General features: G+C 70.9%; 18 protein-coding genes. 5 read left to right on the forward strand and 13 right to left on the reverse strand.

The genetic code is table 11. The annotated features are described in order from the left end of the window. Positions 1-186 precede the first annotated feature (186 nt). The 5 genes from pstB to BM204_RS17965 form a co-directional block, all read right to left on the reverse strand. Positions 187-957: a phosphate ABC transporter ATP-binding protein PstB gene (gene pstB, locus BM204_RS17945; protein WP_218031333.1), complete on the reverse strand. Its 771-nt coding sequence runs from the start codon at positions 955-957 to the stop codon at positions 187-189. A 133-nt stretch (positions 958-1,090) separates the two neighbouring features. After that, positions 1,091-1,999, reverse strand: a complete 909-nt coding sequence (gene pstA, locus BM204_RS17950; protein WP_091116250.1) for a phosphate ABC transporter permease PstA — start codon at positions 1,997-1,999, stop codon at positions 1,091-1,093. Beyond that, positions 1,999-2,934, reverse strand: a complete 936-nt coding sequence (gene pstC / locus BM204_RS17955; protein WP_091116251.1) for a phosphate ABC transporter permease subunit PstC — start codon at positions 2,932-2,934, stop codon at positions 1,999-2,001. The genes pstA and pstC overlap by 1 nt, the downstream gene beginning before the upstream one ends. Before the next feature lie 21 nt (positions 2,935-2,955). Next, positions 2,956-3,915, reverse strand: coding sequence for a PstS family phosphate ABC transporter substrate-binding protein (locus BM204_RS17960; RefSeq protein WP_246166480.1), 960 nt, complete (start codon positions 3,913-3,915; stop codon positions 2,956-2,958). 166 nt (positions 3,916-4,081) lie between these two features. Further along, on the reverse strand, positions 4,082-4,957 hold the full coding sequence (locus BM204_RS17965) for an NUDIX hydrolase (RefSeq protein WP_091116253.1): 876 nt from the start codon (positions 4,955-4,957) through the stop codon (positions 4,082-4,084). A 50-nt stretch (positions 4,958-5,007) separates the two neighbouring features. Between BM204_RS17965 and BM204_RS17970 the strand changes: the two genes are divergently transcribed. Continuing rightward, complete coding sequence (locus BM204_RS17970) at positions 5,008-6,075, forward strand: hypothetical protein (RefSeq protein WP_091116256.1); 1,068 nt, start codon at positions 5,008-5,010, stop codon at positions 6,073-6,075. A gap of 101 nt (positions 6,076-6,176) precedes the next feature. Here the strand turns inward: BM204_RS17970 and BM204_RS17975 are convergent, their stop codons facing one another. The 4 genes from BM204_RS17975 to BM204_RS17985 all read right to left on the reverse strand — a co-directional run bounded on the left by BM204_RS17975 (position 6,177) and on the right by BM204_RS17985 (position 9,341). Then, a complete protein-coding gene (locus tag BM204_RS17975) occupies positions 6,177-8,420 on the reverse strand; it encodes a heavy metal translocating P-type ATPase (protein WP_091116257.1) in 2,244 nt (747 codons plus the stop codon). Positions 8,421-8,433: 13 nt separating this feature from the next. Then, positions 8,434-8,640 (reverse strand): heavy-metal-associated domain-containing protein, encoded by a 207-nt coding sequence (locus BM204_RS17980; RefSeq protein WP_091116260.1) that lies wholly within the window; start codon positions 8,638-8,640, stop codon positions 8,434-8,436. A gap of 82 nt (positions 8,641-8,722) precedes the next feature. Beyond that, positions 8,723-8,896, reverse strand: coding sequence for a hypothetical protein (locus tag BM204_RS22795; protein ID WP_170259270.1), 174 nt, complete (start codon positions 8,894-8,896; stop codon positions 8,723-8,725). A gap of 241 nt (positions 8,897-9,137) precedes the next feature. Next, the gene (locus tag BM204_RS17985; protein ID WP_091116261.1) at positions 9,138-9,341 is read right to left on the reverse strand and encodes a cold-shock protein; all 204 of its coding nucleotides are present in this window, start codon (positions 9,339-9,341) and stop codon (positions 9,138-9,140) included. Positions 9,342-9,635: 294 nt separating this feature from the next. Between BM204_RS17985 and BM204_RS17990 the strand changes: the two genes are divergently transcribed. Next, on the forward strand, positions 9,636-11,015 hold the full coding sequence (locus BM204_RS17990; protein WP_091116264.1) for an FAD-binding oxidoreductase: 1,380 nt from the start codon (positions 9,636-9,638) through the stop codon (positions 11,013-11,015). Between the two features lie 140 nt (positions 11,016-11,155). On the opposite strand, the gene BM204_RS17995 is transcribed toward BM204_RS17990, so the two are convergent. Then, positions 11,156-11,455 (reverse strand): hypothetical protein, encoded by a 300-nt coding sequence (locus BM204_RS17995; protein ID WP_091116265.1) that lies wholly within the window; start codon positions 11,453-11,455, stop codon positions 11,156-11,158. A 219-nt stretch (positions 11,456-11,674) separates the two neighbouring features. Beyond that, a complete protein-coding gene (locus tag BM204_RS18000; protein WP_091116268.1) occupies positions 11,675-11,863 on the reverse strand; it encodes a fibronectin type III domain-containing protein in 189 nt (62 codons plus the stop codon). 208 nt (positions 11,864-12,071) lie between these two features. On the opposite strand from BM204_RS18000, the gene BM204_RS18005 reads away from it, so the two are divergent. The 3 genes from BM204_RS18005 (at position 12,072) to BM204_RS18015 (ending at position 15,529) form a co-directional block, all read left to right on the forward strand. Then, positions 12,072-12,569: a SigE family RNA polymerase sigma factor gene (locus tag BM204_RS18005; protein ID WP_091116270.1), complete on the forward strand. Its 498-nt coding sequence runs from the start codon at positions 12,072-12,074 to the stop codon at positions 12,567-12,569. Next, positions 12,562-13,788: a hypothetical protein gene (locus BM204_RS18010; RefSeq protein ID WP_091116272.1), complete on the forward strand. Its 1,227-nt coding sequence runs from the start codon at positions 12,562-12,564 to the stop codon at positions 13,786-13,788. Before BM204_RS18005 ends, BM204_RS18010 begins: the two co-directional genes overlap by 8 nt. A 151-nt stretch (positions 13,789-13,939) precedes the next feature. Beyond that, complete coding sequence (locus BM204_RS18015) at positions 13,940-15,529, forward strand: LamG domain-containing protein (protein WP_143099825.1); 1,590 nt, start codon at positions 13,940-13,942, stop codon at positions 15,527-15,529. An 84-nt stretch (positions 15,530-15,613) separates the two neighbouring features. On the opposite strand, the gene BM204_RS18020 is transcribed toward BM204_RS18015, so the two are convergent. Then, positions 15,614-16,642: a hypothetical protein gene (locus BM204_RS18020; protein WP_091116276.1), complete on the reverse strand. Its 1,029-nt coding sequence runs from the start codon at positions 16,640-16,642 to the stop codon at positions 15,614-15,616. A 199-nt stretch (positions 16,643-16,841) separates the two neighbouring features. Continuing rightward, on the reverse strand, positions 16,842-17,063 hold a 222-nt coding region (locus BM204_RS18025), incomplete at its 5' end, for an ATP-binding protein (protein WP_177223724.1).

Below are 17,063 nucleotides of genomic sequence, written 5' to 3' on the forward strand. Positions count from 1 at the left end.
GAGTCCCCGGATGTCCGGGTACTCATGCAGATCCGCGCCCGCCGACCGCGCTGCAGCCGCGACCGACCCTCCGCCCGGACTTCGCGGGCGAGTCAGTTGCTTGAGGGGTGTTGCAACACCCCTCAAGCGACAGGGTCCCCGGATGTCCGGGTACTCATGCAGCCCGGCCAGCCAGTAACGAAGCCCTCAGCCGAAACGACCCGAGATGTAGTCCTCGGTGCGCTTGTCGTTGGGGTTGGCGAAGATGTTGCTGGTGCGGTCGAACTCGACCAGCAGGCCGGTGCGGTTGCCGGTGGTCTCGTCGGGGCGCGCGGTGAAGAAGGCGGTGCGGTCCGAGACGCGGGCGGCCTGCTGCATGTTGTGGGTGACGATGATGATCGTGTAGTCGTCACGCAGACCGACCATCAGGTCCTCGATGCGCGAGGTGGCGATCGGGTCGAGGGCCGAGCAGGGCTCGTCCATCAGGATCACGTCGGGCTTGGTCGCGATCGTGCGGGCGATGCACAAGCGCTGCTGCTGGCCGCCGGAGAGGCCGTAGGCGGACTGCTTGAGCTTGTCCTTGACCTCCTCCCACAGGGCGGCGGCGCGCAGCGCCTCCTCGACCAGGTCGTCCATGTTCTCGACCTTCATGCCGGTGACCCGGGGGCCGTAGGCGATGTTGTCGTAGATCGACTTGGGGAACGGGTTGGGCTTCTGGAAGACCATGCCGACCTGGGTGCGTACGGCGATCGGGTCGACGTTGCGGGCGTAGATGTTCTGCCCGTGGTAGGTGACCTCGCCCTCGACGCGGGCGCCCGACACGAGGTCGTTCATCCGGTTGAGGCAGCGCAGCACCGTCGACTTGCCGCAGCCCGAGGGACCGATCAGCGCGGTGATCTCGTTCTTGCCGAACGAGAGGTTGACGTCGTGGACGGCGTGGAAGTCGCCGTAGAACACGTTGAGCTTCAGGGCCTCCATCACCGGATTGGGCGGGATGTCGGGGATCTCGCGCTCGGACTCGGAGCCAATGCCGGTCATGGAGATCTCTCGACTGTCCTCGGAGGCCGGCCGCGTGGACGCGGTGGCGGGGTGGGTGGACACAGTGGTACTCCTACCAGGTCTTCTGGAACTTGTTGCGGATGAAGATGGCCAGTGCGTTGAGGCCCAGGATCATGATCAACAAGACGATGATGGCAGCCGAGGCCGCCGTCTGGAGCTCTTCACGCGACTGCGAGGTCAGCGAGTAGATCTGCATCGGCAGCGCCGTGATCTCGCTGAAAAGACCCGTGGGGTCGAAGCGCACCGAGCCGGCCAACCCGACCACGATCAGCGGCGCTGCCTCGCCGATGGCCCGCGAGAGCCCGAGGATGGTGCCGGTGGCGATGCCGGGGATGGCCGACGGCAGCGTCTGGCGCCAGGTGGTCTGCCACACGGTCGCACCGAGGGCGAGTGAGCCCTGGCGGATGTCCTGGGGCACCGCCCGCACGGCCTCGCGGGTGGTGATGATGATGACCGGGAGGATCAGCAGCGCCAGGGCGACGGCGCCACCGAGGACGATGCCGGTGCGGTTGAAGCCCATCAACGAGATCACCGCGACGGCCAGGAGGCCGTAGACGATGGCCGGCACCGCCGCGAGGTTCTGCAGGTTGACCTCGATCATGCGGTTCCACCAACGCTCCCCGTCGGCGAACTCCTCGAGGTAGAGCGCGGCGGCGATCCCGAGCGGGACGGCCAGCAACGCAGTGAAGAGCATCAGCCACAGCGATCCGAGGATGCCGGCGCGGAAGCCGGTGGTCTCCGGGCTCACGATGGAGCCGTATTCGGTCAGCAACGCGGAGTCGAAGCGCGGCGAGCCCGCGATCGCGACGTCGATGATGAGCACCAGCAGCACCATGACGCCGAAGAACAGCGAGAACCACAACGCGCCCAGGAACACCAGCGACCCGACGCCGCGGTCCTTGGACCGGCCGGTGGAGACCACCCGCGTCATGTCGCGGGCAGTGGTGGCGGCGACACTCATCAGTAGGCCTGCCTGAATCGTCGGACCAGCGCGATGCTGATGATGTTGATGACCAGCGTGATGGCGAAGAGCAGCAGACCCACGGCGAAGAGCGTGTTGTAGGACGTGGAGCCGACCGCGTTCTCACCGCCTGCTGTCTGTGCGATGAACCCGGTCATCGTCTGCATGCCCTCGCGGGGATCGATGGACAGGTTCTTCTGAGCACCGGCGGCCAGCGCGACGATCATCGTCTCGCCGACTGCGCGGGAGAGACCCAGGACGATCGCTGCGGCGACACCTGAGAGGGCCGCCGGAAGCACCACGCGCAGCGTGGTCTGCATCCGGTTGGCACCCATGGCGAGCGAGCCCTGGCGCATGGCGTGCGGGACCGCCGAGAGGGCGTCCTCCGAGAGCGAGGCGATCGTCGGGATGATCATGACGCCCAGGACCAGGCCCGCGGCGAGCGCATTGGTGAAGCCGACCTCGAGGTTGAGGATGTCCTGGAGCAGCGTCGGGGTCACGAAGGTCAGCGCGAAGAAGCCGTAGACCACTGAAGGCACTCCGGCGAGCAGCTCGACGGTCGGCTTGAGGATCTTGCGGGCGCGGGCAGAGGCGTACTCCGAGAGGTACATCGCCGCACCCAGCCCCAGCGGGATCGCCACGATCAGCGCGATGACGGTGGTCATCGCGGTGCCCGCGACCAGCGGCAGCACGGCGTACTCACCCTCGGTGGCGAAGAAGTCACCGAAGGGGACCTCCCGGAAGAACTCGATGACGGGCTGGATCAGGGCGGCGACGATGCCGATGGTGATGGCGACCGAGAGTAACGCCGAGACCATCAGGAACGCGCGGATCACCGACTCGACGGGACGCGCCTTGCGACGCAGGTTGGGGGCAGCGGGCAGGCCCGTCCCACGAGGGGACGGGCCTGCGCCGGTGGTGACGATGCTGCTCATCAGATCTTCTAGGACTCCGGGTCAGCTGGAGATGCCCTCGAGGGCCGTCTGCGTCTCAGAGTAGAGGTCGTCGCTCAGCGGGATGAACTGACCGATCTCGGCGATGTCAGCGAGGTTCTCGATGTAGAAGTCGACGTAGGCCGCGACGGCTGCGTTGTCGGCGTAGTTCGCCTTGTTGACGTAGATGAAGAGCGGACGGGCCAGCGGGGTGTATTCCCCGGCCTGGGCCGTCTCGGCGGACGGTGCGATGCAACCGGCGCCGCTGTCGATAGACAGCGCCTTCAGCGAGTCTGCGTTCTCCTCGTAGTAGGTGTAGCCGAAGTAACCGGTCGCGCCCTCGGTGCCCGCGACGCCCTGGACCAGGACATTGTCGTCCTCGGAGGCCTCGTAGTCGGTGCGGGTGGTCTCGGACTCGGCGCCGATGACGTCGTTGGCCATGTAGTCGTAGGTGCCGGAGTCGGTGCCGGGTCCGAACAACGAGATGTCCTCGTCGGGGAAGCTCGGGTCGATCTCGCTCCAGTTCGTGGCGGTGGCGTCAGGGCCCCAGAGCGCGATGATCTGGTCGACGGTCAGGCAGTCGACGTCGAGGTCGGGGTGCACGACCATGGTGAGCGCGTCGGTGGCGACCTGGAGCTCGGTGTACTCGATGCCCTCGGCCTCGCACGCGGCGATCTCGTCGTCCTCGATTGGGCGCGAGGCATCCGAGATGTCGGTCTTGCCGGCGCAGAACGCCTCGAAGCCGCCACCGGTGCCGGACTCGCCGACCGTCACGTCGACGTCGGGGCTGCCCTCGGAGAGCAGCTCCGACGCTGCGACGCTCATGGGGTAGACGGTGGACGACCCGTCGACAGCGACGCTGCCGCTGACGTCCGATCCGCCTTCGGAACCAGATCCGGCGTCGCCCCCGCCGCAAGCCGAGAGGGTGAGTGCCAGGGCGGCGATGCCGGGCACGATGGCCCGGCGGAGGGAGGTGCTCTTCACGTCAATCTCCTGAGTGGTCTGTGGTGTGACGATCAGGAGTGTTGAGGCGCCAGGTGTCCGGATCCGGGGTCGTCGGTGAACGAGAGGTGAACTCAACTCGCCCATTTGGCCACGAAAAGTTGCTCATGAGACGACAGTCACGTGAACAAGATCCAGGGGGCTTGACTCAGCGCATCCGATGGCGTTCAACCGCGACGACCTCGCCCTTGCGCAGGTGCGCCACCAGCATCTCCCCCAGCGCCAGCCCCGGGTCGTCGATCCCGAGGGCACCGAACACTGCCGGCAGCACCGGTCGGTGCGTGCAGATCACGACCGGGCGGGGGTCCTCGAGCACGCCGTCGACGATGCTGCGGACCCGCGTGGCCGACGCGCCCTCCTCGCTCAGGTCCTCCTCGCACTCGAGCGCCCAGCCGGTCGTGTCGGCGTACGGGGCGACCGTCTCGACGCACCGCAGGCTGCCGGAGGTGACGATGCGGGTGACGCCGTAGGCCGCCAGGAGCGGCACGAGTCGCTGGGCGTGGGTGCGACCGGCGGCGAGCAGCGGCCTCTCGACGTCCTCGCCCCGCCAGGCCTTTCGGGAGCGGGCCGCCGCGTGGCGCAGCACGACCACCGGGTGCGTCTTGCGCCGGACCTTGAGCGCCTCGCGGAGGGTGTCGGCGTCGTAGAGGTAGGTCAGCTGCTCGAACGCCTCGGCCGCGTCGACCCACCGCACGTCGTCGATCTCCTCGTTGACGAGGTAGCCACTGACGTCGTCATCACCCACGACGCGACCGGTCCAGTAGAAGACGGCCTTCATCCGCCCGGCGGCGCTGGTCAAGGCGTAGCGCTGGCTGCGCAGCGGCGGACCCAGGCGCACGTGCAGCCCGGTCTCCTCGGCGACCTCGCGTACGGCGGCCGCCGCGGCGTGCTCGCCCGGGTCGAGCTTGCCCTTGGGGAAGGACCAGTCGTCGTACTTGGGCCGATGGACCAGCAGCACCCGCTTGCCGGAACGGAAGACGACAACACCGGCGGACTGCACATCCTGGGGTCCGGACACGGGCATGCGGGCTAGTCTCACACCACCCGAACCACCTGAGGAGACCCGGCACCACCGTGACCCCCCTGCGTCTGCGAAAGATCGGCATCGTCCTCGTCGTGGTCGCCCTGGTGGCGGGGCTGGCGGTGGTCGGCCTGCGGTGGTGGGCCGACCGCGACCGCACCGACCTCCAGCGCGCGATCGACCTCGCGCCGGGCGACGGCGAGCGCTTCTCGTGGACCGACTGGGGCGCCGTGCGCGACGAGCTCGGCTTCGACCTCGACGCCGACTCGCCGTCGGAGGAGGTCACCGACTTCCTCGACGCGTCCTACAGCGCCGACCTCTCCTCGACCTCGGCGCTGCCCGAGTCGGCGCAGGTGCTGCACGTGCAGTTCGGCTTCTCGCCCGCCTCGGCCGACTGGGAGCTCTTCAGCCAGTCGGCCGCCGGGGCCGTCGTGCTGCTGCACCTGCCCGAGGACACCGACTGGGACAGGATCCGCGCGCGCATCACGAACCTCGGCTTCGTCGAGCCGGCCGACGAAGCCGGTGTTTGGGAGGGCGGCTCGGACGTGCTGGGGCGCATCGGCAGCGGGATCACCCCCGAGGTCGGCTACATCGCTCTCGACGAGGAGGACTCGCTGGTCTTCACCAGCGACACCCGCGACTACCTCGCGGAGGCGGTCGACGACGCGATCGGCGACGGCTCGTCGGTCTCCGGGCTGTCAGAGGTCGTCGACGCGTCGGGCTCGCCGCTGTCGGCCGCGATCTACACCGGCCCCCAGGCCTGCGGGGCGCTGGCGATGGGCCAGGCCGACCCCGACGACCAGGCGCAGGGCGAGCAGCTGGTCCGGGAGGCCGGCGAGGTCAACCCCTACACGGGGTTCGCGATGTCGGTGCAGCCCGGCCTCGACCTGCGCGTGGCGCTGTCCTTCGAGACCGACGAGCAAGCCCGCACCAACGCCGACACCCGCGCGGTCCTGGCCGCCGGCCCCGCCCCCGGCCAGGGCGGCGACTTCTCCGACCGCTTCGCCCTCGGCCCCGTCGAGGCCGACGGGCCCGTCGTCACGCTGGCACTCGAGCCCGTCGAGGGCAGCTACGTGCTCTCCGACCTCTCCAACGGGCCGGTGCTGTTCGCGACCTGCTGAGGCTGTGGACGGTTCGTGGCCCGGAAAGTGCGTGACGTTTTCGACCTCCACACCCCCTGGGAAGGTCGAAAACGTCACGTACTTTCCGCCTGGCGGCGACCTCAGACGAACCGGCGCAGCCGGAGGCTGTTGGTGACCACGAACACCGAGGACAGCGCCATGGCGCCGCCGGCGAGCATCGGGTTGAGCAGGCCGGCTGCGGCGAGGGGCAGGGCGGCGACGTTGTAGGCGAACGCCCAGAAGAGGTTGCCCTTGATGGTGCGCAGCGTGCGCCGGGCGAGCCGTACGGCGTCCGCGGCGACCAGGAGGTCCCCGCGCACGAGCGTGAGGTCGCTGGCCTCGATCGCGACGTCGGTGCCCGTGCCCATCGCGATGCCCAGGTCGGCCTGGGCGAGCGCGGCGGCGTCGTTGACCCCGTCGCCGATCATCGCCACGACCCGGCCCTCGGACTGGAGCCGCGACACGACCGCCAGCTTGTCGGCCGGCAGCACCTCCGCGACCACCTCGTCGATCCCCACCTCGGCGGCGACCGCGCGGGCCGCCCGCTCGTTGTCACCGGTCAGGAGGATCGGCGCCAGCCCCAGGCCACGAAGGCGCCGCACGGCCTCGGCGCTGCTCGGCTTGATCGTGTCGGCGACGACCAGCACGCCGTGCGCTCGGCCGTCCCAGCCGACCGCGACGGCGGTGCGCCCGGAGGCCTCGGCCCGGTCGACGGCGTCGGCGAGCTCCGGCGGCACCACCCACCCCTCGTCGATCAGCAGCCGCGGTCGCCCGACGAGCACCGTGCGCCCGTCGACGACACCACGCACGCCGAGCCCCTCCAGGTTGGTGAAGTCGTCAGCGGCGACCGCGCCCGGCACGGCCGCCGCGATCGCCCGGGCGATCGGGTGCTCGCTGGAGGCTTCCAGCGACGCCGCGGTCCGGCGTACGTCGTCGACGGCGTCGCCGTCCGCCGCGACGGTCTCGACCAGCGACATGTGGCCGGTCGTGACGGTGCCGGTCTTGTCGAGCACCACGGTGTCGATGCGCCGCGTCGACTCGAGCACCTCGGGACCGCGGATCAGGATGCCGAGCTGCGCGCCGCGACCCGTGCCGACCATCAGGGCGGTCGGCGTGGCCAGGCCCAACGCGCACGGGCAGGCGATGATCAGCACGGCGACAGCGGCGGTGAACGCCGTCGCCGCGGACGCGCCGGTCACGAGCCACGCCCCCAGCGTCGCCAGGGACAGGACGATCACGATCGGCACGAAGACGCCGGAGACGCGGTCGGCGAGCCGCTGCACCTCGGCCTTGCCGTTCTGCGCCTCCTCGACCAGCCGCGCCATCTGGGCCAGCTGCGTGTCGGCGCCGACGCGCGTGGCGCGCACGACGAGGCGACCGCTGGCGTTGACGGTCGCGCCCGTGACCTCCGAGCCGGGGCCGACCTCGACCGGCACCGGCTCACCGGTGAGCATCGAGGCGTCGACGGCGGAGTGGCCGGACTCGACGACACCGTCGGTGGCGACCTTCTCCCCCGGTCGTACGACGAGCAGGTCGCCGACCGCGAGGGACGCGGCGGGCACGCGGTGCTCGACGTCGCCGCGCAGGACGGTCACGTCCTTGGCGCCGAGGTCCATCAGCGCACGCAGGGCGGAGCCGGCGCGGCGCTTGGAGCGCTTCTCGACGAAGCGCCCCGCGAGGAGGAACGTCGTGACGCCCGCGGCGACCTCGAGGTAGATGTTGTCGAGCCCGGAGGACCGGTCCACGGTCAGCTCAAAGCTGTGGGTCATGCCGGTCATGCCGGCGGTGCCGAAGAACAACGCGACCAGCGACCAGCCGAAGGCGGCCAGCACGCCCACGGAGACCAGGGTGTCCATGGTCGTCGCGCCGTGCCGTGCGTTGACGAAGGCGGCGCGGTGGAAGGGCCAGGCGCCCCACACGGCGACGGGCGCAGCCAGGGTCAGCGACGCCCACTGCCAGTTGTCGAGCTGGAGGGCCGGGACCATCGACAGCAGCACGACCGGCACGCTGAGCACCACCGAGACCAGGAGCCGCTGGCGCAGCGCGTCGAGCTCGGGGTCGGCGTCCGGGTCGGCGTCCGGGTCGGCGCGTCCCGGGGCACCCGCGGGCGCCGGCAGGTCGGCGCCGTAGCCCGCGGCCTCCACGGTCGCCAGGAGGTCGTCGGTGGTGATGCTGCCGGGGTAGGCGACCTTCGCCTTCTCGGTGGCGTAGTTGACGCTCGCGGTGACGCCGTCCAGCTTGTTGAGCTTGCGCTCGATCCGGTTGGCGCACGACGCGCAGGTCATGCCGGTGATGGCCAGCTCGATCTCGGAGGTGCCCACGGTGGTGTGCGACGGGGTGCTCATGGTCGTCAGCGGGTCACGCGAGGGCGTAGCCCGCCTCCTCCACGGCCGCGGCGACCGCGGCCCGCTCGAGGGGTGTCGCGCTCGTGACGACGGCCGTGCCCTCGGTGTGGGAGACCTCGACGCCCTCGACGCCGGGGAGCTCGCTGATCTCCTCGCGCACGGAGGCCTCGCAGTGGCCGCAGGTCATGCCGGTGACGGTCCAGGTGGTGACGTGGCTCATGCCCCTACCATATACCCCCCTTGGGTATAGGTCGAACGGGACACAAAGACCCGCCGGCGCAGGGCCGGCGGGTCAGCGCTCATCAGGCCCCGTGTCGCGGGTGGGGTGGTTGCGGGCTCACGCCGAGGATCTGGTCGATCTCGTCGGGCTCGAGGTGGTCGTCGCACTCACTCGCGGCGATGATGAGGTTGGTGGTGAGCTCAACCTCGCCGAGGAGGTCGACGTCTTCGAGAGTCACGTCGAACTGGTCGTACACGAGGGACCCCTATCTGGTCGGTGGGCGTGTATCCGAGCAAGCCTTCCCCCCTCAGCCTACGCGCAAACGAGCGCGACCCCCCTGGTCACCATGGGCTAGGCATGGGCTAGGCATGCGCTGCCCCGAACGGACCATGGTCAGCGCCCGTGCGTCGTGCATCTCGTGCCCCGCACACGCGGCACGAGGCCCCCATCCCGCAGGATGGAGGCCTCGTGCTGACGACAGTGCGTCTCGTCGGAGATCAGACGGCGTGAACGTTCTCCGCCTGGGGACCCTTGGGGCCCTGGGTGACGTCGAACTCGACCTTCTGGTTCTCGTCCAGGGACTTGTAGCCCTGGGTCTGGATCGCCGAGTAGTGCACGAAGACGTCGTCGCCGCCGTCCTCCTGTGCAATGAAGCCGAAGCCCTTCTCAGCGTTGAACCACTTCACGGTGCCTTGTGCCATGTTGCTTGTACTCCTGTTATCGGAACGAAAGTCGCCGCTTCAGCGACCCGCATCAGATGCGGTGAAACGTCGCCCCGACCCGTGATTGGCAGCACCACAAACCAGAAACGCCGTCGGATCACAAACTCCGCGGCCGTCGACCTGCTGGAACTTGCACCTTCTGCGCTGAAGATCCTATCAAGGGAATGGGCCGTACGAACTGATCGTCCCCGCTGTTTCTCGGGGCCATCCATGAAGGTTCTGCGACAGGCGCGTGTCAGCGCGGGAAACGAGACGACGTGGGAGGGTCGGAGCATGTACGACGACCCGATCGCCGCCGCGTTCGGCGACCTCGCCGCCGACCTCTTCACGACCGACCCCGACCTGGTCGCGGGCTTCGCGCACGACGAGTCCCGCCTCACCGAGCGGGCGCTCCCGGCCGGCGTCCTGTCGCCCCGCTCGACCCATGACGTCGCCGACATGGCCCGCCGGGCGCACGCGCACGGCGTACCCCTGGTGGCGCGGGGCGCCGGCTCCGGCCTGTCCGGCGCTGCGAATGCTCCCGCGGGGTCGGTCGTCCTGCGCACCCACCGGCTGGCCGCGATCCTGGAGGTCGATGCGGCCGAGCGGCTCGCGGTGGTCCAGCCGGGGGTCGTCACGGCCGACCTGCGCGCGGTCGCTCGTGAGGCCGGGCTGTTCTACCCGCCCGACCCCGGCTCCGTGGCGATCTCCACGGTCGGTGGCAACGTCGCCACCGACGCGGGTGGCATGTGCTGCGTGAAGTACGGCGTGACGGGTGACTACGTCCTGGGCCTCGAGGTCGTCCTCGCCGACGGGACCGTCGTGCGCACGGGTCGTCGTACGGCCAAGGGGGTCGCGGGCTATGACCTCACGAGCCTCTTCGTGGGCTCGGAGGGCACGCTGGGCATCATCACCGAGATCACCGTGCGCCTGCTGCCGGCGCCGGCCGCCGCCGCCCAGACGCTGGTCGCGACGTTCCCCGACCTGGCCTCCGCCGGCCGCGTCGTGGCCGCGATCGCCGCGTCGGGGACGGCGGTGTCGATGCTCGAGATCATGGACCGGGTGACGCTTCGCGCAGTCGACGCACGGACCGGGATGGGGTTCGACCCCGACACCGCCGCGATGGTGCTCGCCCAGGCCGACGACCAGGCCGCTGCGACGACCGTCGCTGCCCTCGCCCTCCTGTGTGCAGACGGCGGCGCCACCGACGTCGCGACCTCCGAGGACCCCGACGAGGCCGAGTTGCTGCTCGAGGCCCGCCGCCAGGCCCTGCCGGCCCTCGAGGCCCTCGGCGACTGGCTCCTCGACGACGTCTGCGTCCCCCGCACCCGCATCGTGGACCTGCTCGAGGGGGTCGAGGCGATCGCTGCGGCCGCGTCGTTGACCATCGGCGTCTTCGGCCACGCCGGCGACGGCAACATGCACCCGACCGTGATCTACGACCAGTCCGACCCCGCCAGCCGCGCCGCCGCGAGCCGGGCGTTCGACGCCATCACACGCCTCGCCCTCGACCTCGGCGGCACCATCACCGGCGAGCACGGGGTGGGGCGGCTCAAGACGTCGTGGCTGGCCCACGAGCTGGACCCCGCCGCCCTCGCGCTCCAGCGCCGCATCAAGGACGCGCTGGATCCCACCGGCATCCTCAACCCTGGTGCGGTGCTGGCCGCGGACTGACCGGCCGCTCCAACAGGCCGCTCCGTCAGGGCCGCTCCATCAAGGTATGCAGACGAACCGCCACTCCCCGCGCGGAAGACCCCGTGGTTGGCGGCGTGTCACCGAGGGAAGTGCCCGCTCCCAGCGGCTGACGAGCGGGCTCAGTCGTCCTCGGTCAGCTGGAAGCGATCCGAGGCCGCAGCGCTCCGGTCCGACTTGGAGCCGAGCCGGTCCAGCGCGGCCGAGCGGCGGGCCCGGTGGTCGTGGTCGCCGGCATCGCGGCTGAGGAAGGCCTTCTTGCTGGCCTCCCCGTCCCGCTCCTCGGCCGCCGCATCACGTGCGTCGGCCTCGTCGTCGCGTTCCGCGGCTGCGGCAAGCACCCGCTTCGCCGTCGCTGAGCGCCGGCTGCGCTCGCCAGCATGTGCGGCCGCGTCACGCGGGTCGTTCTCCTCGGAAGCCACCCGCCCATCAGAGCACACCCGCGCGGCGCCACGGGGCCACGGGGCCACGGGCCCGCGACCCTGCTCGCCGCTGCGCAATCGCCCCCAAGCACGGTCAGTCGCGCCGCCCGGCACCGAGGGCGCGACAGCGGCCCGCACCCCGACCAGGACACAGGCGAGCAGCATGCGGATCACCAGGCCCCACGGGATGCCGAGGGGGTGCGGAGCCCCGTTCCCCGGCTAGCGGATCCGCACGATCCGCGCAGCGCTGGGCGTGCCGGAGCCGACCGCGTTGCGCGCGGTCACCCGCAGCTGGTGGGCGCCGGGCCGGAGGTTCTTGAACATCAGCTTGCGGACCCGTCCGGCCACGGTCCGGGTCGCGGGCTTGCCGCCCTTGACGACGTAGGAGGCCCCGCCGACCGGCCCCACCCGTCGGGGGTGACACGCGGGGCAGTGATCAGCGCCCGCTGTCGCAGCCCCGATCACCAGGCTCAACGGGCACCTCGCGGAAGGTCGCGCAGCGGAGGCAGGGGATGGTGCGTGTCCAGCTGACAGACAGGCTCCGCCAACCCGCGCCAACCTTTCGCGGCACTGGGGGCGTTCCTAGCGTGACACCATCCATCGCGAGGAGCAGCGCGTGCAGGAGCAGGAGTTCACCGAGTGGGCAGCCGGGTGCCAGAGAACCCTGCTGCGCTCGGCCTACCTGCTGACCGGTGACCTGCACCGCGCGCAGGACCTGGTCCAGGAGGCTCTGGTCAAGGTGGCGCTGCGCTGGTCGCAGCTGCGCGAGGGCAACCCCACGGCGTACGCCCGCAGGATCATCGTGCGCGACAACGTGAGCTGGTGGCGCCGGCGCCGCGAGACCGCGGTGGCGGAGCCGGAGGGGCCGGCTCCCGACGGGGTGAGCAGCGACCCCGTGACCGCGATGGTCGTACGACGGGCCCTGCTGCGGCTCACCCCCGCCCAGCGGGCGGTGCTGGTGCTGCGGCACTTCGACGACCTCTCGGAGCGCGAGACCGCCGACGTGCTCGGCGTCAGCGTCGGCACCGTCAAGAGCCAGAACGCCGCCGCCCTCGCCCGGCTCCGCACCGGCGCACCCGAGCTGCTCGACCTGATCGGAGACCATCATGAGTGAGCTGCGCGCGCTGTTCGACCACGCGACCGACGGCATCGAGAACCCGCGGCTGGAGCAGGTCGCGCTGTGCACCGCCCAGCGCCGACGCACCCGCCGACGGGGGGCGGCTGCCGCCGCTGTCGCCTCGACGTTGGTCCTGGCCGTGGCGGTCGTCGTCGGCAGCCAGACCGGCGGCGTCCGGAGCGACAGCACCCTGCCGGCGGGACCTCCCGGGCTCACCCCGCCCCCGCCATCCGCGACGTCCATGCCGTCCGCGCCCGCACTGGCGCCTGCTCCCACGTGGGATCCCCGCGACGTCGACGACCTGCCCGCCGCCGCGGCGCAGGTCGTGGCCGCGCTGCCCGAGGTCATCGACCCGCCCCCTTCGTCGCCGCTGCTGGCCGACGACCCGGTCGGGAGCGCGATCGTCGCCGTCGAGGAGCGCGGGACCGCGCAGGTGCTCGGCACCGACGGCGCGTGGCGCACCGTGCCGCTCGACGGCCGCTACCCCCGGATCGCGCTCAGTCCGGGCGGCACGAGGCTCGCGGTCTACTACTACGTCGACACCGAGGACCCGGACCACACCTACGCCGTGACGGTCCACGACCTCGCGACCGGCGGGAGCACGGTGCTCCAGCCGCCATCAGGCTTCGTGCCGTGGGACGACACGGGCTGGTCGTTCCTCGACGAGGACCTGCTGCTGCTCAACAGCGGCCAGGCGTCGTACGCCGTCCCTCTCGCCACGGGAGCCGCGGAGCCGCGTCCCTACCGCGCCGGTCTCTCGCGCACCGTCGATCCGGACGGCGACGTACTGGTGAGCCCGGACTGGAGCGAGCGCAACGTGCTCCTCGACTATGCGGGCGCGACGCCGCGCGAGGTGAGCATGGAGCAGACCGGACGGCTGGCCAGGATCGTCGCCGACGACGACACGGTCGTCGGGACCTCCTACGAGAACGGGCCCTTCGCGGTCTACGTCGCCGACCGCGCGACCCTCACCCCCCAGGCCTCGCTGCCGATCCTCGACCCGGAGGCCAACTACAGCAACTGGGGCCTGGGGCCCCAGGCCCTCCTCGACGACGGCACGGTCCTGCTGCGCGTGGCGGCGCTCGGGGGCGGCCGCGCCACGGGCTTCAGGCTGGTGCTGTGGGACCCGGCGGACGGCGCCCTGTCCGTCGTCAGCTCGACCGACCTGCCCGTCGAGGCGTTGGTCGTCTTCGCCTCCGGGCTGCTCCGCAGCTGAAGCAGAAGCCCGACCCGACTGCGCCTACTCAAGGTTGATGAAGTTTCCCTGAACTCCGGGGCAAGACGTCGATTCCCCTGATGTCGCCCGACTCCGGGCCTAGCGTCGATCCGGGGCGCCGAGGGGTCGGCGTGGGACTGGGAGATTCGACATGCGCTCGTCACGTCGCGGCACGTCGTCAGGAGCTGTCGTACGCCGGGTGGTCGCCGCCCTGGCGCTCATCGCGTCGGCGCTGGTCGCTGCCTCGCTCCCGACCCAGGCTGCTCCCGACTACCGCGCCGGCGGCGTCGGGACCCTCATCGTGACCCCGGCCGCCCATGTGGCAGGCCAGGCGCTCACGTTCGCCGGCAAGCTCAGCAAGCCCGGGCGTCGCGCGATCCACCTGCAGTTCCACATGAACCGTCCTGGCGACCGGTGGACCGACGTCAAAGGCAGCGACCACGTCACGACCGCGTCAGGCGCCTTCGCGTTCCGCTTCCCTGCACCATCGATGTTCGACATCAGCTACCGGGTCGTCGGCGGTGCCCTCGTGACCGCGTCACGTCGGTTCTACGCCAGGCCCCAGGCCGTGACGCTGTCGATCAACGGACAGGACCCACGCAGCGCGGCTGTCGGCGTGGCCTCGCTGCTCCCCTACACGGTCGTGGTCGACTCTGCGGCCGACATCTACACCCACCGCGAGCTCGAGCCGCCGGTCCTGTCCGGCCGCACGATCACCCTGCAGGACCGCACCAGCAACCACCAGTGGCGCACCATCGGCTCCGCCCGCGCCGACGTGGCCGGGCTGGCCGCGTTCACCCTGACCGCGCCGCTGCTCGGCCAGCGCGTGCTCCGGGCCCGCGTCGAGGACGTCACCACCGGTGGGAACCAGATCGGGTGGACGGCCTCCTGGCCGACGTACGTCGGCTTCAGCCTCCTCCCCGACATCCTCGGCGCCGTCACGCCCTGGCGTGCTGCGGCCGGCGGTGAGCCCCCGCCGACGGACTCGACCGGCGCGACCGACGCGAGCGAGCAGTTCGGTTGGTACAAGCCGACCTACGACTTCGCCTGGGAGTACGGCCAGTCGCTCACCTCCCCACCCACGCGCGGCGAGAAGCTGAAGGGACGCTGGCTGGACTACTCGAGCGGCTCGGGTCGCGTGGTCACCTTCAACGGCGCGCTGGCTTTCCAGAGCAAGCTGATCCACCAGGGTCCCGGCGACCGCGGCACCACATCGGCGAGCATGACCGGCAACGCGCAGCGCTACGGGCGCTGGGAGTTCCGCGTCTGGCAGAACGTCTACGAGCAGGACGGCCGCGACTTCCGCATGCGCGTCGAGCTCGTGCCCGAGGGCACGGCGCCCGGCGCCTGCGCGCCGGAGTCGATCCGGGTCGCGGACATGGAGCTGGGCGCGCGGTCTCACTCGGTCGGCGTGCGCTCCGCCCAGGCCCGCAGCGAGTGGCGCTTCACCAAGACCGCCTCGCCGGCGTGGAGCGGGCTGCACAACTTCGCCGTCGAGGTGGCCCCCGACCACGTCACGTGGTTCTTCGACGGCAAGGCCATCGCCACGACCCGCAAGCGCACCGCGATCTCCGGCAAGGTGCTGGTTCCCCGGGTCAGCATGGTCGGACTGGACAACGCGACCGAGCACAACGGAGCCCAGTTCTCCGTCGACTGGGTGCGTGCGTGGACGCTCGAGACCGGGCGACAGGCACGCACGGGCAAGGCGCTGACCACGGCGTCGTACTCGCCCACCTGCTGAGCCGTCGAGCGGGCGGTCAGCGGGAGTAGACCTCGCTGAGGTCCTCAGGGCCGAAGGCGGCGACCCCCTCGACCTCGCACCCCTTCACTCCCCGAGAACGGTGAGGGTGTTCCAGGCCTGCGAGCCGGTCAGCTCGCCCTGCAGCCCGCGTGCCGGGACGAAGGTCGCGCGGTAGCGGTGCTTGCCGGGCGCCACACCGGTGAGCGTCTTGCGGGTGAGGTTCGGGTAGGGCGTGACGCCGCGGACCCTGACCACGGTCTTGCCCGTGGTGAGGTCAGTCACCACCACGGTCCCCGACGCGTTCGCCGGGTGGGCCGCCAGCACGGAGACCAGGATCTTCACGACACCCGCCCGCGGCGAGCTGGTCCGCAGGATCGTGCCGCTGGGGCTCGTCGTCAGGCTCAACCTCGTCGTGGTCTCGGCGGTGACCCCTTCGTAGTTGCTCCCGCCGGGAACGAAGGTGGCGGTGGCGTGATAGCTGCCCTTCTCCTTCAGGCCGGTGATGTCGACGCCCGCAGCGCTCGGCTTGGCATGCGGGGCCCGCACCCGCCCAGGGATGACGAAGTAGCCCATCGGCACCTCGACGGGCGCGTGCCCGTCGACCTCGAAGACCACGACACCCACCCTGTCCGTGAGCTCGGGGACCTCGACCTGGAGCTCGAGCACCCCCGCTCCGACGTTCTCGCCGGTCAGCGTCATCGTCGTGGGCGTCGGGGGCGGCGCCTGCACCACGGTCTCGACCGTCGTCGCAGACCCCAGGTAGGTCGCGACCGGGTTGCTGTAAGGGGAGAACTCCACCCTGATCGTCTGCCGGCCGGCCTCGAGGAGGGTGAGGTCCACCCCGGCGGCGGCGCCCTGGGCGTAGGCGTACTCGTACTCGCCGCGCGGACCGGTCGCCGAGACCACCCCGTAGGGCGCGGAGCCGTCGGCCATGGTCGGGGCGATGTCGAGGTGGACCTGGAGCGGACCCGTCGCGGTCGCCACCGCCGAGACGCTGGTGGCGACGTCGGCGGCTCTCTCCGGAGCCCCGGTCGCGGTGGCTGGGACCAGGCCGGCGGCCAGGAGGCACAGGGTCGAGACAGCGACGGTGAGCAGGCTGCGAGTGCGGGTCACGGTATTCCTAGGTCTCGAGAGAGCGGACGTCCGATCCGCACCCGAGCGGCCAGTAGATCACCGTGGGCTGCCCACCGTGTCAAGGGCCAGTAGGAACTGCCCGGGGGCGGTCATGAAACCTGCCCGGTGACGGTCACGAGAAGTGCCCGGTGGCGGCCATGAGATCTGCCCAAGGGCTGGCCGCCACCGGCCGGTTTGCTCAGCTCAAGGGGCTCACCCCTTGCCCGGCGAGTGCCTGGGTCAGGCGCACGCTCTCACCGGTGGTCTGACAGACGTGGGCGTGGTGCAGGAGCCGGTCGACGGTCGCGGTGGCCAGCGTTTTAGGCATCAGCTCGTCGAACGCGGCCGGGTGCAGATTCGAGCTGATCGCGACCGAGCGTTTCTCATACGCGGCATCGACGAGGCGGTAGAGACCTTCGGC

Origin of the sequence: Nocardioides psychrotolerans (genome assembly GCF_900113685.1) — a bacterium.
Taxonomy (GTDB): domain Bacteria; phylum Actinomycetota; class Actinomycetes; order Propionibacteriales; family Nocardioidaceae; genus Nocardioides; species Nocardioides psychrotolerans.